The organism is Streptomyces sp. NPDC041124 (assembly GCF_055592385.1).
This window is the reverse complement of sequence record NZ_JBVIYR010000016.1, coordinates 1-18,715: the sequence shown is the minus strand read 5'-3', so window position 1 is coordinate 18,715 and position 18,715 is coordinate 1. Positions and strand designations below refer to the sequence as shown.

General features: G+C 68.7%; 12 protein-coding genes and 2 pseudogenes. 6 read left to right on the top strand and 8 right to left on the bottom strand.

Translation table 11 applies throughout. From position 1 onward, the window contains the following. Positions 1-50 precede the first annotated feature (50 nt). Entirely contained in the window at positions 51-560 is a 510-nt protein-coding gene (locus ACZ6A9_RS31440) for a hypothetical protein (protein WP_468992649.1), read from the top strand. A gap of 626 nt (positions 561-1,186) precedes the next feature. Here the strand turns inward: ACZ6A9_RS31440 and ACZ6A9_RS31435 are convergent. Both ACZ6A9_RS31435 and ACZ6A9_RS31430 read right to left on the bottom strand, forming a co-directional pair. After that, on the bottom strand, positions 1,187-1,579 hold the full coding sequence (locus ACZ6A9_RS31435) for an SgcJ/EcaC family oxidoreductase (RefSeq protein WP_468992646.1): 393 nt from the start codon (positions 1,577-1,579) through the stop codon (positions 1,187-1,189). Positions 1,580-1,750: 171 nt separating this feature from the next. Then, positions 1,751-2,831, bottom strand: a pseudogene (locus tag ACZ6A9_RS31430) (IS110 family transposase); the annotation flags it as partial. Between the two features lie 556 nt (positions 2,832-3,387). Here ACZ6A9_RS31430 and ACZ6A9_RS31425 point away from each other — a divergent pair. Next, positions 3,388-4,269: an arylamine N-acetyltransferase family protein gene (locus tag ACZ6A9_RS31425; protein WP_468992641.1), complete on the top strand. Its 882-nt coding sequence runs from the start codon at positions 3,388-3,390 to the stop codon at positions 4,267-4,269. A 108-nt stretch (positions 4,270-4,377) separates the two neighbouring features. Here the strand turns inward: ACZ6A9_RS31425 and ACZ6A9_RS31420 are convergent, their stop codons facing one another. Together ACZ6A9_RS31420 and ACZ6A9_RS31415 are read right to left on the bottom strand one after the other, a co-directional pair. Then, complete coding sequence (locus tag ACZ6A9_RS31420; RefSeq protein WP_468992872.1) at positions 4,378-4,695, bottom strand: helicase associated domain-containing protein; 318 nt, start codon at positions 4,693-4,695, stop codon at positions 4,378-4,380. Positions 4,696-4,881: 186 nt separating this feature from the next. Further along, positions 4,882-5,097: pseudogene (locus ACZ6A9_RS31415) on the bottom strand (helicase associated domain-containing protein); the annotation flags it as partial. Positions 5,098-5,427: 330 nt separating this feature from the next. Between ACZ6A9_RS31415 and ACZ6A9_RS31410 the strand changes: the two are divergent. The 4 genes from ACZ6A9_RS31410 (at position 5,428) to ACZ6A9_RS31395 (ending at position 10,291) form a co-directional block, all read left to right on the top strand. Then, positions 5,428-6,648, top strand: a complete 1,221-nt coding sequence (locus ACZ6A9_RS31410; protein ID WP_343239709.1) for an ATP-binding protein — start codon at positions 5,428-5,430, stop codon at positions 6,646-6,648. Positions 6,649-6,814: 166 nt separating this feature from the next. Beyond that, positions 6,815-8,428, top strand: a complete 1,614-nt coding sequence (locus ACZ6A9_RS31405; protein ID WP_343244104.1) for a Mu transposase C-terminal domain-containing protein — start codon at positions 6,815-6,817, stop codon at positions 8,426-8,428. Beyond that, positions 8,425-9,168: an ATP-binding protein gene (locus ACZ6A9_RS31400; protein WP_343239708.1), complete on the top strand. Its 744-nt coding sequence runs from the start codon at positions 8,425-8,427 to the stop codon at positions 9,166-9,168. The genes ACZ6A9_RS31405 and ACZ6A9_RS31400 overlap by 4 nt, the downstream gene beginning before the upstream one ends. A 13-nt stretch (positions 9,169-9,181) precedes the next feature. After that, positions 9,182-10,291, top strand: coding sequence for a hypothetical protein (locus ACZ6A9_RS31395; protein ID WP_203591903.1), 1,110 nt, complete (start codon positions 9,182-9,184; stop codon positions 10,289-10,291). Between the two features lie 30 nt (positions 10,292-10,321). Here ACZ6A9_RS31395 and tpg read toward each other — a convergent pair whose 3' ends face one another. The 4 genes from tpg to ACZ6A9_RS31375 all read right to left on the bottom strand — a co-directional run bounded on the left by tpg (position 10,322) and on the right by ACZ6A9_RS31375 (position 18,201). Continuing rightward, positions 10,322-10,879 carry a telomere-protecting terminal protein Tpg gene (tpg, locus tag ACZ6A9_RS31390; protein WP_164334469.1) on the bottom strand — a complete coding sequence of 186 codons (558 nt, stop codon included), beginning with the start codon at positions 10,877-10,879 and terminating at the stop codon, positions 10,322-10,324. A 320-nt stretch (positions 10,880-11,199) separates the two neighbouring features. Then, positions 11,200-14,178 carry an NACHT domain-containing protein gene (locus ACZ6A9_RS31385; RefSeq protein ID WP_468992625.1) on the bottom strand — a complete coding sequence of 993 codons (2,979 nt, stop codon included), beginning with the start codon at positions 14,176-14,178 and terminating at the stop codon, positions 11,200-11,202. A 133-nt stretch (positions 14,179-14,311) separates the two neighbouring features. Beyond that, positions 14,312-16,993, bottom strand: coding sequence for a helicase associated domain-containing protein (locus tag ACZ6A9_RS31380; protein WP_468992619.1), 2,682 nt, complete (start codon positions 16,991-16,993; stop codon positions 14,312-14,314). After that, positions 16,990-18,201, bottom strand: coding sequence for a hypothetical protein (locus ACZ6A9_RS31375; RefSeq protein WP_468992616.1), 1,212 nt, complete (start codon positions 18,199-18,201; stop codon positions 16,990-16,992). Before ACZ6A9_RS31375 ends, ACZ6A9_RS31380 begins: the two co-directional genes overlap by 4 nt. Positions 18,202-18,715 lie beyond the last annotated feature (514 nt).

Here is an 18,715-nt window from a genome sequence, read left to right as displayed (position 1 = left end):
GGCGGATGTGTCAGCCTTCCCCTCCCAGATGCCGACGGAGAAGGACTTTGATGACCAGCGACGACGCCCTCGATCAGTTCAGACACATCGCGCGTGAGAGGGCATTCGGCAGACATGTCGGGTCGGACCGGCTCATTCAGGCAGGTCTGGACGCGCTGATTGCGGGTGTCGAGAGCCCGTCCCTCGCCCTGCTGGCTGGACTCCTCCGGAGCGAAGAGCCCGAAGCGCCAGAGCTCTTCGACCAGGTACTGGAGGAGCTGGGACTGCTCTTCCACCCGCCCGCGGACCCCCGGGCCGCCAAGCGGGCGATGGCCTACTGGATCGCCGGTCAGATCGCCGACGGATCCCTGGATCCCGCCGTCGGCACTCACCTCGTCTGGGCCGACATCGCCTATGACCTCGACTATCCCGAAGAGCTGAAACCCCTTGTGCACTGCGCGCACAACCTAGACGGCTGGGAGGAGAGCTGGGGAGTCTCCGTCGAAGAACTCAACGGGGAAGCGGTTGAGGCAGCGAAGCAGTTCCTCAGCAAGAGGTATGCAGCCGAGGCGGGGGACTAACCCCCGGGGTTCGTTCTCGCCATCGGGATGGGTCAACCGCGGGCTGATCCGCTCAATCAGCGTGGCCGCACCACAGAACCTGAGCCAGAACCGCTGCCCGTGAACAAAGCCAGACGTCCCATCCCGTGCTCGCCTCCACAAGGCGACCACATCGTGGGCGCCCGAAGAGAATGAAGTGACACCGCCCTGTTCGAGCCGGACGTCGCCGGGGCTGCCGGTCCGGCATCGGGTGTGCTCCGCGCCGTTCTCCAGGTACGTCACCCCCGCGGCACCCGTACTGACGCCGGGTTGTCCCGGTCGAACGCGCAGAAGAAACCGTTTCACCTCAACCGCTCCGGTTTCCCGCTTACGGACAACAGGAAGAACCCGCAAGCCTGGGACCGCCGGAAGGATCGTCGTCGGGGGCCGGTCGCATGCCGCAGGAGACTGGTCCTGGTTGCTGCGTCGGCGGCCACGGGTGTTGTGGTTCCTGCGGGCGCAGCATCTGCGGCACCGCATTGATCGAAGTGGTACTACGCCTACGACATCATCTCAGCCGCATCCCCCTTCGCATGTGTCTCAGATCGCCTCGCGTCATGCTCTGGACAGCGATCCGGACATGGGCCAGTCATGTGGTGGTTCGCGTCCTATTCGACCCGGACTTCGGTGTTCTGGCATGCGTGCAGCAGCCACCTCCCGTCATCCTGCTTGGTCATGATGTAGAGCGGAGCGCCTTCCGTGTCGCCCTCTGGCGAACGGTAGACCTGCTGAACTTTGACGGCCGCCACGTCGGGCCGCAGGAATTGCGTGTGCACTGCCCGGTAGGTGATCTCACCGTCCCAACTGGCTGCGGGCAGTACGGCGCGGGTGAACTCGGCGATCGCGCCGAAGCCGATCAGGACCTTGCCGTGGCCGGTCGTCCAGAGGGCGTCGGGGTGGAAGAGTGCGAGGAACCCCTCGACGTCTTTGGCGCGCTGAGCGCGCTCGACAGTGGCGACGACCTCTTCGATGGCCTTGATGTCTGCGGTTTCAATATCCATGCAGATCACTCTGAGACCTCAAGGCAACTTGAGGTCAAGCCCCGGCCGCGAGATCGCCCGGACAGGTCCAGCCGCGTCGGCGCCCGGCGGGACCCGGGCGACGTGATCGCTCCAGGTCAACACACCGGCTGTGACGGGATGGCCGAGACGGCAAGGCAAGCCGCTCGCCACATGGTGCCGGGCCTGTAGGCAGTGGGCGAGTTGCCCGACGAAGCGGTTGAGCAGGTGACGCGGCTGCGTCGTGCCAGTCGCTCTGCTCGTGCCGGCACCGGCAGCAGACGGTGGCTCCAAGGGAGACATGAAGAGCCGAGAAGGACCAGAGGAAGCCGGCGCTCACGAGCCGTCGTCCTTGACGAACCGGCGGCCGACAAAGCGTCTCCTGCCGGACGCACGGATGATCGAGGCGGACCCCCACACCCCATCAGAGCTCCAGCGTCCGCGAAGCGGCGCCGGTCGCCGCACCCCTTCGGCGAGGACACGTGCTCCGAGCAGTGGCCCGAGGCAGGGGAAGCTGAACAGGACCTCGCCGTCAGCATGCTGCTGTCGGGACGCCGGCGGAAGACCTCACCAACGGCTGCCGCAAGGTCACCCGCAGCCCGGCAGGCGGCCCGTCCAGCCGCATGAAGAGAGCCACGAACCGGTGACCGAAGCCGTTCCCGTTTCCCCGCTCTCGCCGAGAAGGAGCCAGAACGAGAACAACACGGGCATCCGGACCGACCAAGCCGCCTTCCCCGCCCTGGAAAACATCCAGGACGGCAGAGCAGTACCCCCACAGCAGCGAACGGACCCGGTCGGCGACCTGCGGCCGGCTCCAGACGGGCACCCTACTGGGCGCGGGCCAGACCGGACACGGCGCGGGCGAGCTCGGAATCGGCGGGCAACAGCCGATGGACGTGCATGTCGGTGCGCAGGTTCGCCACAACCACAGCGACGCCGGGATCGGACTTCCCACGACTGACGCTGCGCCGGCCGCGGCAGCGGACGGCCACGAGCAAGCCGATCACGAAGACCTCGCGGCTGCCGGTGCACAGGGCCGCCACCAGCAGCCCGGTAAGCCTCGATGACCACCGGTATCGAACCGGCAGAGCCGTCACCGTATCCGGCCAAGAGCTCCAGCAGCTCGTCACAACCGGCCGCGTCGCCACTGACGCGGGCTTCGACGAGCAGGGCGCCGACATCGACGACGAGAGCGACGCCCTAGTGGCTCGGCCCAGCCGACACCGCACAACATGGCCAAACTGCCCTCCCAGATCCGCCTGCCCCTGCAGATCACCAACACATACACGTCACGCGGCGCCCTCACCCAAAGACCCGCCGGTCCACCACCTCAGCAACCGTTCGCGACACCAGCGCACCCCAGGGAGCCCCGTCTGCAGGCAGAGCTCACGGACTCACGGACACAACGAGAGGCCGGCCGAGGCAGACCCACCCGTAACGGTAGATACCGGAAAGCAGAGCAGCGAGGCCGATGACAGCCGTCCACATCCAGATCCCGCAGAAGCCACCCTCAAAGGCGCCGCTCCCCAGCACCAGGCCCGTGCGTGAAAACGAAACGCTCACCGCCAGCTGGAAAAGCAACTGCCACAACCTGTGAACACGCTCAACAACCACCCCAGAGCGTCGCGCCGCAAGCGCCCTACCGCACAAGCGGCTCCCACAAACCCGACGAGACGCGCCCGAGCCCGGCGCTGCCGTGCACGATGTGAAACTACTCGACCAGCGATGATTCCGGCAGACCACAACGCAGTCCGATCGCCAGACGCCCCGGACATGGAATAGCTGCCAAGAACCATGAAGTTGACCCGAACATGTGGAGCAGCGAACACCTCGACCTCGACGCCTACCTCGCCCACCTCGGATACGAGGGCGACCGGACACCCACCCTCGAAACGCTGCGCGCCCTGCAGCGCGCACACGTCCTGACCGTCCGCTGGGACACCCTCGACAGCTTCCTGTACCGCCAGGTGCGGCTCGACGTGCCCTCCGTCCAGGACAAGCTAGTACGCCGGAGCCGGGGCGGCTATTGCTACGAGCACGTCGTGCTCTTCGCCGCCGCGCTGGAAAAGCTCGGATTCCGCTTCACCGCCGTCTCCGGCCGGGTGCAGCTGGGCGCGGACTCCACCAACCCCCGCCCAGCGACCCACGCGATGCTGATCGTCGACCTGGACGGCACACGCTGGCTGAACGACATCGGCTTCGGCGACAGCCCTCTGGAGCCCATCGAACTGGTCGACGGCGGCCGCAGCCAAGCGGACCCGCGGCCGTACCTACTGCACTGGCAGAACATCACTCACGGCTCCCCAGGCTGGGCGGTGCACCAGCGCAGGGACGATTCGAAAGGGCCAGAACACTGGGTGGTGCGGCAGGTCTTCACCGAAACCCCCCAATACCCCGTCGACTACACGGTCGGCAACCACTTCGTGGCCACGCATGACCGCTCCCCGTTCGTCACCCGCCCGTACATCCAGCGACGGGGCACGGACCGGTACGACACGCTCGACGCGCTGGTCTGGACGACGGAACGCCCGGGCCGGGACCGGACGACGGAAACCGTCAGGCCACACGACGTGCCCAAGCTGCTCGACGACGTCTTCGGGATCCGCACGGACCCTGAAGAAGCCGGCCTGCTGGTGACCCGGCTAACGGAACTGGACTCCGTCCGGCACCGCCCCGAACCCACGCCCCGGTGAAACGAACCTGATCAGCCGCCCAGTCACCCAGGCACCGCCACGGACGCAGCCGCCCGAGCAGATAGCCCGCCGCGAGCGCGGCAACCCCGGTAACGACGACGCCCATCACTACCAGCGCATACCGATGGCGGAGAGCTGCTCCACGCGTCCGGAGGACAAGGCGGCGGCCCGACTGCGCTGGTTCCCGATCCATGCACCAAGCCGCACCCCTCGCACTTCTTGGTGCCCGCTCTCATCCCCACTGCCGACGCCGATCCGTTCGACGTGCGCCCTCGGTACGCGCAAGTGCCCCTCGCGCTCGTAGAACTGCTTGGCGGCCTCGTAGTTCAACGCCCATTTGTCGGCCTGACTACGGCGCGGGGGCGGCTTCTCGTCCTCGCCGGCGGGCTCGATCCCGAGGACCTGCTCGCACAGCCACTGCTGCACCGCCGTGAGCTTGTCCCAGCCCAGTCGCTGCCCCCGTACCCACCGCCCGAGATCCTCGCCCTGGAGCACGACGCCGCCCGGCTCGGTCGGCAGCACACCGCCGGCCTCCAGGTGGAGCCGGGTGAGGTGGAAGCAGCGTTGCCACTCCACCGGCCAACTCGGGCACCACGAAGGGTCGATGTCCTCGAGCTGCTCGCGCCGTCCCTCCGGCAGTGCGCCGGCCGCCGACACAACCGGCAGGCCCCGGACACGCCGCTGCTCGATCCCGGCCGCCTTCCGGGCGGCGGCCCGCTGGTTCTTCAGCCAGATACCCACCCGGTAACCCTGGTAGGTCGCGTCGGTCGGCGCCAAAAGGTGGCCCGCCTCGGCCGCCCACCCGCGCGCCGCCGCGAGACCCTCCTCCCACGCGACGTCGTAATGCGACCTGCGATGTGCCGGTTTGGTGTCAGTGGGTGGGTGTCAGTGACGGCGCATCAGAGGTGGGTGTTTTCGATGGTCGGGTGCTGAGGAAGGGCGTGGTCACTGTCATGGGGCGGTTTCTGTAGCGGCGTGGCTGTCATGGGGCGGTACACCTCGTTCCGCTCCACTGTCTTGAGAACGGCACTTCTGATCCTTCCGGGGGCTGCGCGGCGGCACGGTGGCCGGTAACGGTGTCCGCGGGCGGAAGGGTGTGGGGTGGGGGAGCCGGGCGCGTGGGGTGAGGTCACGGCGGGGTTGAGGGTGTCCAGGCCGGTGCTGGTTGCGCGGCTGCTGGAGCTGGATGCGGCCGGGGCGTTGACGACGGCGCATGTGCGGGCGGGCGCCCAGGTCGGCGGGGTGAATGTGCGCACGGTGTGGCGCTGGCTGGATGCGGCGCGGACGGAGGGCCGCATGGAGCGCAGGCCGCGGGCCCGGCTGGAGTTGCCCGACCAGATGTGGGAGGTGCTGGCGCAGGCGGGCGGGAATGTGGCGGCGCTGCACCGGCATCTGAAGGCGGCCGGGGGCGAGGTGCCCTCGCTGGCGTCGTTGCACCGGGTGGTGCGCCGGGACTTGGAGGCTGGCAGGGTCCTGCCGGACCGCGCGGTGGTGCGGCGGGAGCGGGATGAGCAGCAAACGCGGCAGGCACTGGCTGACCTCGCCCTGGCCGGGCCGCAGGGGGGCGGCGCGGTGAAGACGTCTGCGCCACCGCGTCTCGGGCCAGAGGCGACCAGCGGCTTGCCGGTGGGGCAGAGCGGTGCGCTGGCGGGTGTGGCGTTGCCGGCGGGAGCGCAGCTGGTGCGGACGTCGTGGGTGCGGGCGGTGGCCGAGGCGGTCGGGCAGGCGATGGCGTCCCAGGGTGCGGTGTGTGTGTTCGGCGATCCGGGCCGGGGCAAGACCGCGGCCGTGCGGATGGCGCTCCACGAAGTGCCCCCGGGCTGGAAGGTGACGTGGGTGCCGGTGCCGGTGCGCCCGTCGGTGGCTGGCATGAGGCGGGCGGTATTCGACGCGCTGGGGCTGGCGGGCCGTTTCCCGCACACGTCGGCGCTGGCCGACGCCGCGGTCACGGGGGCCTTGGGTGAGGCGCGGGTGCTGGTGGTCGACGAGGCACAGCGCCTGCCCGTGCCGTGCCTGGAGTACCTGCAGAGCCTGTGGGACCACCCCGGCACCCGGGTCACGCTGGTGCTGTGCGGGGCGGGCAGCGAGCGGGCGCTGTCCGGGCTGCCGCAGCTGGCATCGCGGGTGGTGGCGTGGCAGGAGGTTCCACGCTTGACCGGAGCGGAAGTGGCGACCGTGGTGACCGGCTTCCATCCGCTGTGGCGCACCGTACCGGCTGCGGATCTGACGTGGATCGACCGGTCGTGCGCGCACGGCACGTTCCGCACGTGGGCCGCTTTGACTGCGCACCTGCAGAACGCGCTGCTCACCATTGCTGATGCATCCATCGACCGGGCCTTGCTGAGGCGGCTGTTCCAGCGGGTCGCGCCGCCACTGTGAACGGAGCGCTCCTGCAAGCAACGGGAGGGCGATCGCATGCTCCCGGCCACCGGCAAGCACACGACGTCCCACCCGCGTGAGGGGAGCTGACATGAAGGACGGCGACGCCATCCGCCCAGACGGCGGACTGCCTGCGGCGTCGAGGACGGCACTGCGCGGTCCGGCCGTGCGGCGGCTGCTCGCACTACGGGCAGGGAAGAAGCTGACAGCAGTCCATGTACGGGTGGCCGCGGACGCGTTAGGAGTGTCGGAGCGCACGGTGTGGCGCTGGCTGGCCGCCGCTCAGAGGGATGAGACCGCGGCCGCTAACCCCGGCGCACGCTCCCGGGGCGATGCAAGGTTCACGGTCACGCCCGAGGTCCGTGGGCTGTTGGCGTTGTGGAAGGGGAACGTGCGGGCGGTCCACCGCGAACTGGTCCTGCGTGCTGCTAGGCAGTCTCCGCCTGCCAACGCACCGTCGCTGACGACGCTGCACCGGGCGATTCGCCGTGATCTGGCGCCGGGGGAGCGGGCGGGGCTCGCGGGTGGGGAGCGGGCGGCGCGCAAGCATGATGTGTTCCTGGCCCGGCCGCGGGGTTGGCGCAATCAGGTGTGGGAGACGGACCACATGCAGGCGCCGGTGCTGGTCGATGTCGAGGGCAAGGCTCGCAGGCCGTGGATCACCTGGTTCACTGACTGCGCGACGAACGCGGTCACTGGTGTCGCGGTCACGCCGGGGGATCCGTCGCGGGAGTCGGTGCTGGCCGCGCTGCGCTCCGCGGTTCTGCGTGAGGACCCCTACGGTCCGTTCGGCGGCGTGCCCGAGAAGGTACGCGTCGACCGTGGCAAGGACTTCCTGTCCCGGACGGTGACCGCAGCGTTCGATCTCCTGGACGTCACCGTGGAGGACCTGCCCGCCTACACCCCCCACCTCAAGGGCACCGTGGAGGGCCTGAACCGGGCGGTGGAGAGCATGTTCCTGGCCTCGCTGCCCGGCTACGCCCGCCAGCCGCGCCCAGGCAAACGCTCCTCCCGTCCGAAGGACGAAGTGCTGTTGGGCTTCGAGGACTTCACCACCCAGCTTCTGGCCTGGACGCTCTGGTGGAACACCGAGCACCGTCCCGCGCCGTTGCGGGGCAAGACCCCGCTTCAGGCGTGGCAGGACGATCCCACCCCGCTGCGGGACGTGCCGGCCGCGGATCTGTGGACGTTCACCTTGGAGGACGCCGGCACCCGCACGCTGACCACCCGCGGCATCCGCTTCCGGAAACGCGACTACGTGGGGCCGTGGATGACCGGCCAGGCCGGGATCCAGGTCCGCATCCGCTTCATGCCCCACCACGACCACCGCATCGAGATCTACCACGCCGCCACCGGCCGCTACCTGGGCCCCGCGGACCTAGCCGACCAGGCCACCGACGAACAGATCAGCGCCGTACGGCGAACACGGGCCGCCCGTGCTCGCCGTCTGAAGAAGGACTTGGAGGCCTCGCAGCGCGAGCGCTACGCCGCCGTGAACCAGCCCGCGGCACTTCAGCGGCTTGGCGTGCTGACCACCGCGCAGGCCGAGGCCGAACTCGCCCAGACCGCCGACGCCGACCTCGCGCAGCTCGCGATGCCGGACCTCATCCCGCCCGCCGCGCCCCCGGCCGATTGGCGCACCCCTGCTTCCCTAGCCGCGCTGACCACGCCAGGCCCGCCCATCCTGCACCCGTCCGGCCGTGGTGGCGCTTCCGTCCCGGACGGCCGCGACGGGAGGGCTACACCTCTCACCACCGATGAAGACGGAGACGCCTCGTGACCGCGGCCACCTACCAGTACGTCGACCTGCCCGATGCCTCTGTGGTCACCACCCGCGCCTTGCTCACCGCCCGGGAGAACATCGCCGACACGGTCGCCGCGCGGGCCATGATGTGCATCCACGGCGGGGCCGGCTTCGGCAAGACCCTCGCCGTCAACACCTGCCTGCGCGGACTCGAACCGCACGAGGACGTCCGCAAGATCACCTTCCGTGCCCGGCCCACCGCCCGCGCGGTGCGCTACGAGTTGTTCACCGCGCTCGACTTGGCCGGTGAACCGCCGCGCCACCCCAGTGAATTCGACCGTCTACTGAAGACCGCTCTGGCTGAACGCCCTCGTACCTTCCTGGTGGATGAGGCCCAGTGGCTCAACGGGGAGGCGTTCGAATATTTCCGCTATCTGTGGGACGAACCGGCCACCCAGCTGGCGATCATCTTCGTCGGCGGGGAGGGCTGCCACACCGTGCTGCGCCGCGAGCCGATGCTGTCCTCCCGGATCTTCATCTGGCAGCACTTCACCCGCCTCACCCCCAGCGAAGTCCTCGAAGCCATCCCCCTGTTCCACCCCATCTGGGCCGACGCCGACCCCGACGACATCACCTTCGCCGACAGCCACGCCGCACACGGCAACTTCCGCGCCTGGGCCCAGCTGACCGCCCACACCCGCACCGCACTGGCCCGCACCGGCCGCCCACGCGTCGACCAAGAGCTGCTGCGCTGGGCCTTCAGCCGCCTCGCCTGACCACCACGCCGCCATGCCGCTCGCCGCGCCACCGCCCGTCACCGTGGTCATCGACCGCCATGACGACGTGATTCACACGCACACCGCCCTGGCCGCCCACCATCCGCCGTCCGGCCGGATCACCCTGCACCCCGGCCCGGGCACCACCAGCGAAACCGGCCTCGCCCACGACCTTCTCGCCGCCCTGGAAAAGCCGCCCCTGCTTCCAGGCCGTTTTCCTGGTGGCCGTCAGCCAGCATGGGAAGCCGCCACGGCCTGGATCACTGCTCTTCCCGTCACCCGGCTGATCGTCCTGCGCGCCCACCGCCTCACCGCCCGCCGCGCGATGCGCCTCCTGCAACTGCGCACGCTCACCGGTATCCACCTGATCTTGGTCTGCCACCGGCCCCACCTGCCCACCGCCCTGCACCAAGCCCTGCAAGCGGCCGACCACATCATCACTACCGACTTTCAAACCGCCCGCCGCCACTACTACGGCGCGACCGCCCCCGTGCCCCTGCCTGCAGACCAACCGGGCCGGCCAAGCAGCCGATGGCTCACCCTGCCTGCACTCGACCGCCTCGTCTCCTACGACAGTCCCAGCCCATGCGCCGCCCCGTGCACGCCGCCGCCGATCGTCTGGCGGCACCGCCCACCGCCCACACCTCTCACCCTGTACGCTGCCCAGCAAGTCGCTCATCGGCTTCATGGGGTGACCGCGCACCCTCGCCTGGCCGCGACCGTTGCCGCTGCACTGATCACCGGTGCGTCCCTCCAGCAACTTGCTACCGCACGCCCTCGCGACTACGACGACGCTGCGGCCACACTCGCCCTGCACGACCGCGCCCGCTACACCGACGGCTGCGCCGCCTACCCCGTACCGCCCTGGGCGGGTGTCTTCCTGCGGGCCGCGGCCTGCTTCGCCCGGCTCGTATCCGGCGAGGACCACGAATTGTTCGCCACGCCAGGAGGCCGTGCCCTCCTGCTGCGCGTGGCTGAGACGGCCAGGCTGCGCCCGTCCCAGCCGCCTGTGGCCCGCCGCCAAGGCCCGGCCGGCCGTGTGGAGTGGGACTGGCGCGAGCGGCAGGAAGCCAACAGGTACGAAGCGATGCTGGCCGTACGCACCAGGCACTCGCGGCGCTGAAGGCCCCTGACGCGTCCGAACAGGGCACGCTCATCCGATCGAGAAGTCGGCGAACTCGAGGTCGCTGAAGGCGATGTGCAGGCCGTGGGCGCGGCGACCCCCATCGCGGAAGTAGGCATGCCCCAGCGCGCGGGCGAGGATCACCATCTGCTGCTGCTCACCCGCGCCGGCGTCCCGGGCGGCGAACAACTCCCGGGCTACCTCTCCCGGCAGGTACTGGGTGATCCACCGCACCCGCGGGTCGTCCGAGGAACCGGCCGCAGCAGCGAACCCGAATCGCGCCCTGGTGTGGAAGACGAAGCCCTCCGCTTCGGCCTGGGCGCGCCGGCGAGCTCGTATTCGAGGCTGCCACCGAGCCAGGACTGCTTCCTCAATCGCCCGCAGATGCAGCGGGCCTGGCGGGCGACGCGCTCCGGGCTTCTTTGTCACCCACCTCTGCACGGTGCGCTGCGACACCCCAAGGACCGCGGCCACCTTCTGGGTGGAATACCGATGCGTTGCCAGCAGAAACCGCAGGCGAGCCTCGGTGCTCAAGGGAACGGGCCGGGTGCGCAGCGCCTGCCCCAGCCCTTGCTCGATATGCCCCACGTGCGCCTCCCCATGCGGCCAGTCGACAGGCCGGCATCCTGCAGCCCGTGACTTCAGTCCTCCCACACCGCTCGCCCTCGCCCGCCAGTTCCAGCGTCTTCGGGACAGCACCGGCCGACGTCGGCTACGGGAGCCGGGATGGGGTGTCCCGACCCCCGGGCCGGCCTGCTGCGCCTTGCTCGGACTCCGCACCAGATGCGGGGCTGCCCGAGTGGAGAAAGGGACTCGAAGACTGCATGCCTAGCTTCAGGACCACGGCGACCGGGGCCGTTGAAGTACCGGGTTGATGACGCGCTGTCGCTACTGCCTTGAAAGGCGGATCAGTCGGCGTAGTAGTTGTCTGTGGTGTGGTCCTCGGCGATGGCGAGCAGGAGTGTGGGTCCGACAGGTTGCCGGTTCTGGCTGGGTTTGAAGGTGGCACCGAGCATGGCTTCGATAGTCCAGTGCGTGGATGGCAAAGCGCTGAGGGCGAGGTCGAGTGAGGCTGCGACATCCTCGTTCTGAAGGGCCTGCACAAGAGGTTCCGCCGGTCCGCTGTGTAGGACGACAGGAATGGCGGTTCCAGGCGGAGGGCCGGAGAGACAGTAGCGAGAGTCCGACAGCGTCGCGAGGCCGCTTCGTAGGACTTGTAGATCCTTGTCGCTGAGGCCGACAGGTTCCACGAGTTCCTCGAGGTAGGCAGGCAACGAGACGGTCTTCGGGTCTGGACCATAGAAGAGAGTGACGTGACCCAGCACACGGAAATGGGCTTCCGTACCATCGGCGCCCTCAAGGGGAATGCTGCGTGTTGACATACCCTGCCAGGCACCTATCGCCTGCACCTCAGTCTCAGGAATCGCCAGCGCGCGGTAGGCATTGAGCATGCTGGTGAGCCGTGCGTCGTGAGAGGGAACCTCCATGGCCATCTCTTCCAGCACAAGGGCGGCAGCGGCTCGGCGTGCGGCTCCGGCTGACGCAGCGGAGCTGATGCGGTCGTAGACGAGCCGACGGTAGGTGTCTGTGCTGGCGATGCGCAGGAGTGTTGTGGCGAGGCGCGGTACGTCAACGACCGGTGGGCGGTCCAGGACGCTGAGCAGCCGTTCGATGAGACCTCGTTCGAAGCGGGGCCGTTTAGCGGCGAGGTTGTCATCGAGGACATCCGCGGCGAGTGCTGGCGCGGCGGGGTAGCGGGCGTTCAGCCGGTGGGGATCGGAGTCGAGTTGTTTGAGTAGGTCGAGGATTCTCTTTTCGAAGCGTTCGGAACGTAGGAGGAGCTCGCCAGCGGCGAGCAGCCAGGTGTTACGCCAGTGGGGGTGGTGGGCGATCAGTCGTAGCCGGGACATCACGACAGCGTCATCGCCTTCGGCGATGGCGCGCGCGGCCATCAGCTCTTGGAGGGTGCGGATGTCGAAGCCGACTCCGTTGTCCCGGGGACCAAGTAGGACGAGCCGGTGGGTGGCGGCTTCGACTAGGGCTCCGGCATGGGTTTCAGCGTCGGCGGGTGTGAATCCGCGGTCCAACAGGCGCTGCAGGGCAATGTCGTGGAGACCATGAGGGCTGATCGTTGCTTCGGCTCCGTCCGCGGTTTCGGAGGCGGCTTGGAGGATGAGACCGACGTGCTCGTGGAGACGGTCGATTTGGGTGCGGTGCTGGGAAAGGAACCGTGCGATGGGGATGTCTTTGGCGACTTCCCGATCGAACATCGTCCGGTAGTACATGTCGAACAGCGTGAACCGGTCAGGGGGCAGCGTGGGGAATTTTTCCACGATGAACGACATGATCGTCACCTGTAGCGGTGTCTCCATCAGGCGGATCGTCACCGGGTCACGAGCAGCGTCTCGCATGCGTGCGGCCACCTTGATCCGCATCTCGTCATCGTCGGTGAAACGCTTGTCGGTGATCTGCTGAGCGAAGGCTGCTGCCTCACCGGCAGGGAGTCGCTGCAACTGCAGGTGTTCGAAGCGGTCTGCGGGGAAGCGCTCGTCGTAGCCGGTGGGGCGGGTGGTGACCACGATGAGGAGATCGGCGTCGAGGTCCTCGGCACTGGTGAGCAGGTCGTCGATCTTGCTGTAGATGAGACGGCGAGCGTCAACCGAGGGAACTTCATCAAGGCCATCGAGGATCAGAGCCCACGGCCATGCTCGGAGCCACCCACGGAGCGCGCTGGGAGAGATATCCCGGTCGGTGCGTTCGGACAGCCGTGTGGAGATCCATCGCAGCAGGGAAACCTCGGCGCCGCTGGCCAGCTCCTCGGCATACTTGGCGAGGTCGATACGTGTCGGCCAGCGACGGTTGCTGGGGACTGACAGTCCGAGTCGGGCGAGAGCCGAGCGTGTGCCGTCGATGACTTCCTGGACTGAAGGCCCCGGACTGGCGCCCGTGAGTAGTGCCACCCGGTAGGCCTGCGCGATGAGTTGGCTGAGGGTGGACTTGCCCTGTCCCGGGCCGCCGACGAGCACAACGTTGGATCGCTTGATGCGGTCTGGTTGGCGCTGACGCAACACCATGTCGCCAAGCTCCAGCACACGCTGAACGGCTCGGACGGTCAGGTCGCCGTCGGGACTGCCGAGAGTTGCGGGCAGGTCAATCGCGATGTCGTCGAGCCAGAGCTTCGCCTCACCCGGACCGCCTGACTGACTCAGCCGGATCCAGCGGTCGTCCTTGATCGCATGAAGGAGCTGCTCGCGCAACGGGTCCTGTGCATCGAAGGTCCCCAGGCTGACCCAGTCGGGGGCCAGTTTCGCCAGAACGTCACCGGCCGTCAGAAGAGCGGGAAAGGCGTAGCGAACTTCCTGGTTGGCATCCAGCATCGAGCGGATCTGGTCCCCATGCCAGATCGCAAAGTCTTTGACCCGCAGGCCGCTACGGGTGGTCTCCATCTCAGTCAGCCGTTTCCTCACGGCCTGGTTCACTTTGTCAATCCCGCCAACCTTGGCAACAGCGGACAGGTCGACGTTGGTGACAAAGATCAAATAATCGGGAAGACGAGAGCGGGTGCTCGCTTGCGCAGCTCTGATCCAACCGTCGATCTCGTTCTTGATCTGCGCCTGCAACCACAGAGCGTTGTCGTGTGGGGTCTGCCCGGGCTTCACATGGAATTTGGCCTGCAGGACGGTGTACCCCGACCAGCAGTCCAAGCGGTCCGCGCCCCCGGCCGATGTGCTGGACCAGTTGATCGTGCCTTCGAACGTTGCCTCACGGCCGCCGTCGCGTCCGTCACCGAAAACCTGCACCCCCGGTCCGATGTCTCGACGAGCCAGAGCAACCACGAGCTGCTCAAAGGCGCGAGTTCCAAGGCGTGTCAGGTCATAGTCGGGCACGTGGTTCACTCTGCCAGAATCGAGGATTGCTCGTGGGTTGAGGGAGGAGCCTCGGCCCCCGGCTGAGGAGACGCGGGCCCCAACCCCTGACAGGACATGGCCAGGACCGCATTCCGATGGCCAGCAGACGTGCTCACGCCCACTGCATGCCCAGTTCCCGCAGTGCGGCGCGTTGCTCCCCAGTGAGCTTGTCGCACCTCGCGCGGGTGTTCGATACCCACACGCCCAGCTTGACGACCACTGGCTCCGTCTCGCCGTCGACCGTGATCTGTTCCCTGTGCCCCCTCGGCACGGGCCGGTGGGCGCCTTCTCGCTCGACCCACTGTGCGAGGGCCGCAAGGCCGCGCTGGAATGCCTGCTGCGCCTTGCTCGGACCCTTCGCCGCACGCCCCGCCGCCTGGGCCGGCGACGGCGCCTGAAGCGGCTTGATGCCTAGCCTAGACAGCCGCTCCTGCTGCTCGTTCGACAGCTGCGCCCAAGTGGCCGGCTGTTTCTGCCGCTGGAGCCACCGGCCGATGTCGTCGCCGTCCATGAGTACGCCGGGTGCGATGTCGGGCAGGTGGCCGTCGGCGTCGACGAGGTCGGCGAGGACGCGGAAGTGGCGTTGCCAGTCCAGGGGCCACGGACAGTCCCAGTCGGGGTCGATCGCGGTGAGCTGCGCCGCACGCTGCTCCGCCCGCTTCGGGTCCTTGCCCAGGCCGTTCTTCTGGCCTTTGCGCCGGAGGTTGGCCATGTGCTGCCCGACCGGCACAGGCCCGTTGCCGGCCGGATTGTCCCAGACCGCGTCCTGACGCGGGGCGAGGTGCCCCGTGGCCCGGTGGTAGGAGCGCAGCGCGGCGAGCTTGCTCTCCCAGGCTTCCTCGCCGGGCTCCCACACCATTCCGGCCTCCGGCAAGTCGAGCAGCTCCTTGCGGCGCGGCTCCAGCTCACCCGCCCGCAGTGCCTTGCGCTGCTGGTGCACCCACCTGCCCAGCGGGAAGTCCTTGGTGACGCCCACTGTCGTCTCGGTGTCGTATGGGACGGCGTACAGGCCGGTGATCTCGTTCTCGGCGCGCCAGCGGATGAGGGCCTGGTAGCCCTCCAGCCACACCAAGCTCTCCGGCCGGTACACGCGGGTGCGCAGGAACGCCGCGATCGTCGCCGCGTCCCGGGGAGTGCTGAAGTGGAGCAGGGCGGATTCGGCGGCGGCCTGGGTGTCGTCGTGCCCCTGGTCCTTGCCGTCACCCACGCCGCCGGCGCCGACGATCCGGCCGTCCTCGTCGCGCCGGACGTGCACCTTGCGCTTGCCGCTGGTGAGGGCGCGGGAGGCGAGCTGCTCGACCAGGCGCTCATCGTGGCTGCGCAGCCCCTGGAGCACGGCCACGAGCGGCTTGAAGCTCGCGCTGGCCACCATGTCGGTTGGGTCCTCGCCGGGCTCCAGGAAGATTGGCACGATGATCCTGGCCACCTTGGTGGAGCCGTCCCGGTTCAGGCGGAGCGCGCGGCCGATGTTCTGCACGATCTCGACCTGGGAGCCGCGGGTGTCGGCGAAGCAGATCGCTTCCACGCCGCGCTCGCCGGTGATGTCGACGCCTTCCCCGAGCACGCGAACGCTGGCGAGGAAGGCGCGGTGGACCCGGCGGCTGGCCGCGTCGATGCCGTTGGCGAACTGCCGCAGTACCTCGCGGCGCTCGGACACGAGGTGGTCGCCGCACAGCCACGCCGACCACACCCGGTCCGGCGGGACGTGGCGGCCGGCCTCGAGTTCGTAGAACTCCGCGTCGATCGAGGACTTCGGCAGCTTGTCCGCAGCGGCCAGGTCCTCATCCGGGGCGTCGTTCATGTACAGCTCGGCAGCGGTCTCCGGCATCTTCTCCGCGAATGCGGCGGCCTCCTCCACCTTCTGGTGGAAGGTCATGACCGTACGCAGGTTGTACGCGGCGGCGTGCTCCAGGAGGGCGGTCTGAAGGAGCGCCAGGCGCCGGCCACGCCGCGCCTCCTCCGACTCCCCGAGGACGGGGGAGGGATCGCGGATCTCCAGCACGTCGATCTCGAACCCCGCGAGGATTTCGCGTTCGATCGCCTCGCTCAGACCGAGTTCTGCGAGCCACGCGCCGTACGTGCCCTCCGGGTCGTCGGCCATGGTCGCGATCTCCGCCTCCTGGCCGTCCGCGCCCTTTTGCGGACGGGGCGCGGCGAGGATGCGCGGGGTCGCGGTGAGGTAGAGCCGGAAGTCGGCGGGGATGCGGGCGTTGTCGTGGATCGCCGCCCACGGCCGACCAAGATCACCGGCGGTTCCGTGGGCCTCATCCACGATCGCGAGGTCGAAGCCTGCCATCTGCTGCCCGTACAGGCGCTCCCCGCCCGCTAGAGCGGCCTCCAGCGGCCCGCGAACCTTCCGCTGGCCCTCGGGTGCGTCGATGTCCTCACGGTCCACGAGAGAGGCGTACGTGGCGAACACAATCACGGGCCCCGAGCCCGCCCACAGGGCAAGCTGGATGGCGTTGGTGGTGGTGCGCACCCCCAGCTCGTTCAGGACCGGGTCGTTCTCCAGCGAGCATACGGCGACCATGGGGGAGCGGTGGCCCACCGCCCGCCACGCCTGGGCGGTCTGCACGAGCAGGTCCAGGGTCGGCACGGTGACGAGGATGCGGCCCTCGGGGAAGCACTCCAGGGCGCTCGCGGCAGCCATGATCGTTTTGCCGGAACCGGTCGCTGACACGATCGTGCCACGGGCACCCTGAGGTGGCACGGATGACCTTGCAGGGAATCCGACCCACCTACGAAAGGCCGACTTCTGATGGAGCTGGTGTTTCTTGAGTGGAATCCTGCTCATCGCCCGTCCCTTTCCCCCATTTCGTACAGCCAGCTGTTCTGAAGCCTTTCGAGCGCGGCTTCCTCCTGGCCGTGCTTCGCCCAGATCCCTTCGAGCCAGAGCGGGGATGTCTCGATCCTCTCGCACAGCACCAGGAACCCGGGCAGGTCGATCAGCACGACCTCGCCGGCGAACATGCCGCCGGGCCCGTAGCGGCGCCACAGCCACTCCAGCCGCGCTCGGCGCTCGTGCAGGTACGCCTCCAACGCCTGCGGGTAGGTCTCCCGCTCCGCCACGCGCACGGTCCGCAGGGCGATGTCCACGAGCTCCCGCGCCGACTTCCTGTCCCACTGCTTCGCGCTGGTGCCGGTCACGGCCGCGTAGTGCTGCTCGCAGACGGCGAGGACCTGCTCGATGAGCTCCGCCGGGGCCTCGCTGTCCTCGTCATCGCGGGGGCGCCGGCCTTCGGCTTCCGACAGACGTACGGAGGGCCGGGCTTCGGCCTCCACCAGGTCCAGGCCGTGATGGGCGAGGTGGGCCAGGAGCAGGCGGGACAGGACCTGCCCGTCCCTGGCGTGCAGCTGAGCGTGCTCCTCTCCGCTGTCGGGGGAGACGATGGTGCGAGTGAAGACGGTGTCGAAGAAGAACTCGGACAGGACGTCGACCAGCTCCGGGTGTGCAGAGGCCGACTGGTCGTCCAGGGCGGCAACAGCGGCGTCCATGACCGCAGTGAGGAACTGCCCGCGAGCGGCCTGCAGTTGACGAGCCTCGCTCTGCGGGCTCTCCTCGACAGCCTCGACAACGCGGTACAGACCCTGGTCACCGTACAGGCCACCCGGCTTCTCCTTCGCCCGGCGCACCTTTGCCACAGCCTCCTCAGCGGACCGCGCGTAGGTGTAGTTCGTCACCACCGAGGCCCCGGGGTGAGCCGGGTCGGTCCGCTGCGCCACGATCCGATAGCGGATCAGCCCGGAGTCAGACTCCACCGCCCCACCTCCCTCACCTTCCTGACGGTCCTGCAGCGCCTCGCGCCAGCGGTCCGCCTGCGCATCGTTCTCGGGGGAGTAGGCGTCCCACGCCGTGCCGCCCATCAGGGCCCAGATGCGCCGCAGCTCGTTCCGCCGGACCGCCGCCAGCCGGTCCTCCGTACTGGGAGGCCACGACCGGTCGTCTCGGTTTTCCAGGCCACCAGCAGCCACATACCGCTCGTGGATCTGCTCCGCCGTCAATCCGGTAACCTCATGTTGGATTTCCTCCCGCGCCTTGAGGCGCATTTCGACACTCAGCGAATTCAAGTTTTCTCCCCGGCTTATAGCCCCGCCCGGGTGGTTGGGGGGATGTCTCGTGTTTCCGCCAACGGTACATGCTGCATTAGCCTGATGCACCCGCTACACTGAAACCCGACACGAACGAGCGACCCTCACCCTCGTAGCCAGCCCGGCCCGCGTCAGCGGGTCTCAACGGTTCTGGAGGCGCAGCCGGAAGGACCGTCAGGCGGGGGAGCGCAGCGGACCCGCTGACCAGGCTGGAGCGAAGCGGAAGCGTGGTAGCGGGACGCAGTCCCGCCGGTCCGGGAGTGCAGCGGACGGACCGTCACCCCTCTTGCGCAGCAAGAGGGGTGAGCGGGCGGCGCAGCCGCCCGCCAGCGCTCCCGCGGAGCGGGAGCGCAACACCCGCGCGCAGCGCGGGTGTTCGCTTGCACATCGCGCAGCGATGTGGTACCCGCTCCGCGGGAGATCGGAA

Bases quoted from the DNA above. Each gene is read 5' to 3' on its own strand.
- ACZ6A9_RS31440 (WP_468992649.1), top strand. From the start codon at position 51: ATGACCAGCGACGACGCCCTCGATCAGTTCAGACACATCGCGCGTGAG.
- ACZ6A9_RS31395 (WP_203591903.1), top strand. From the start codon at position 9,182: ATGCCGCTCGCCGCGCCACCGCCCGTCACCGTGGTCATCGACCGCCAT.
- ACZ6A9_RS31380 (WP_468992619.1), bottom strand. From the start codon at position 16,993: ATGAGCAGGATTCCACTCAAGAAACACCAGCTCCATCAGAAGTCGGCC.
- ACZ6A9_RS31425 (WP_468992641.1), top strand. From the start codon at position 3,388: ATGTGGAGCAGCGAACACCTCGACCTCGACGCCTACCTCGCCCACCTC.
- ACZ6A9_RS31435 (WP_468992646.1), bottom strand. From the start codon at position 1,579: ATGGATATTGAAACCGCAGACATCAAGGCCATCGAAGAGGTCGTCGCC.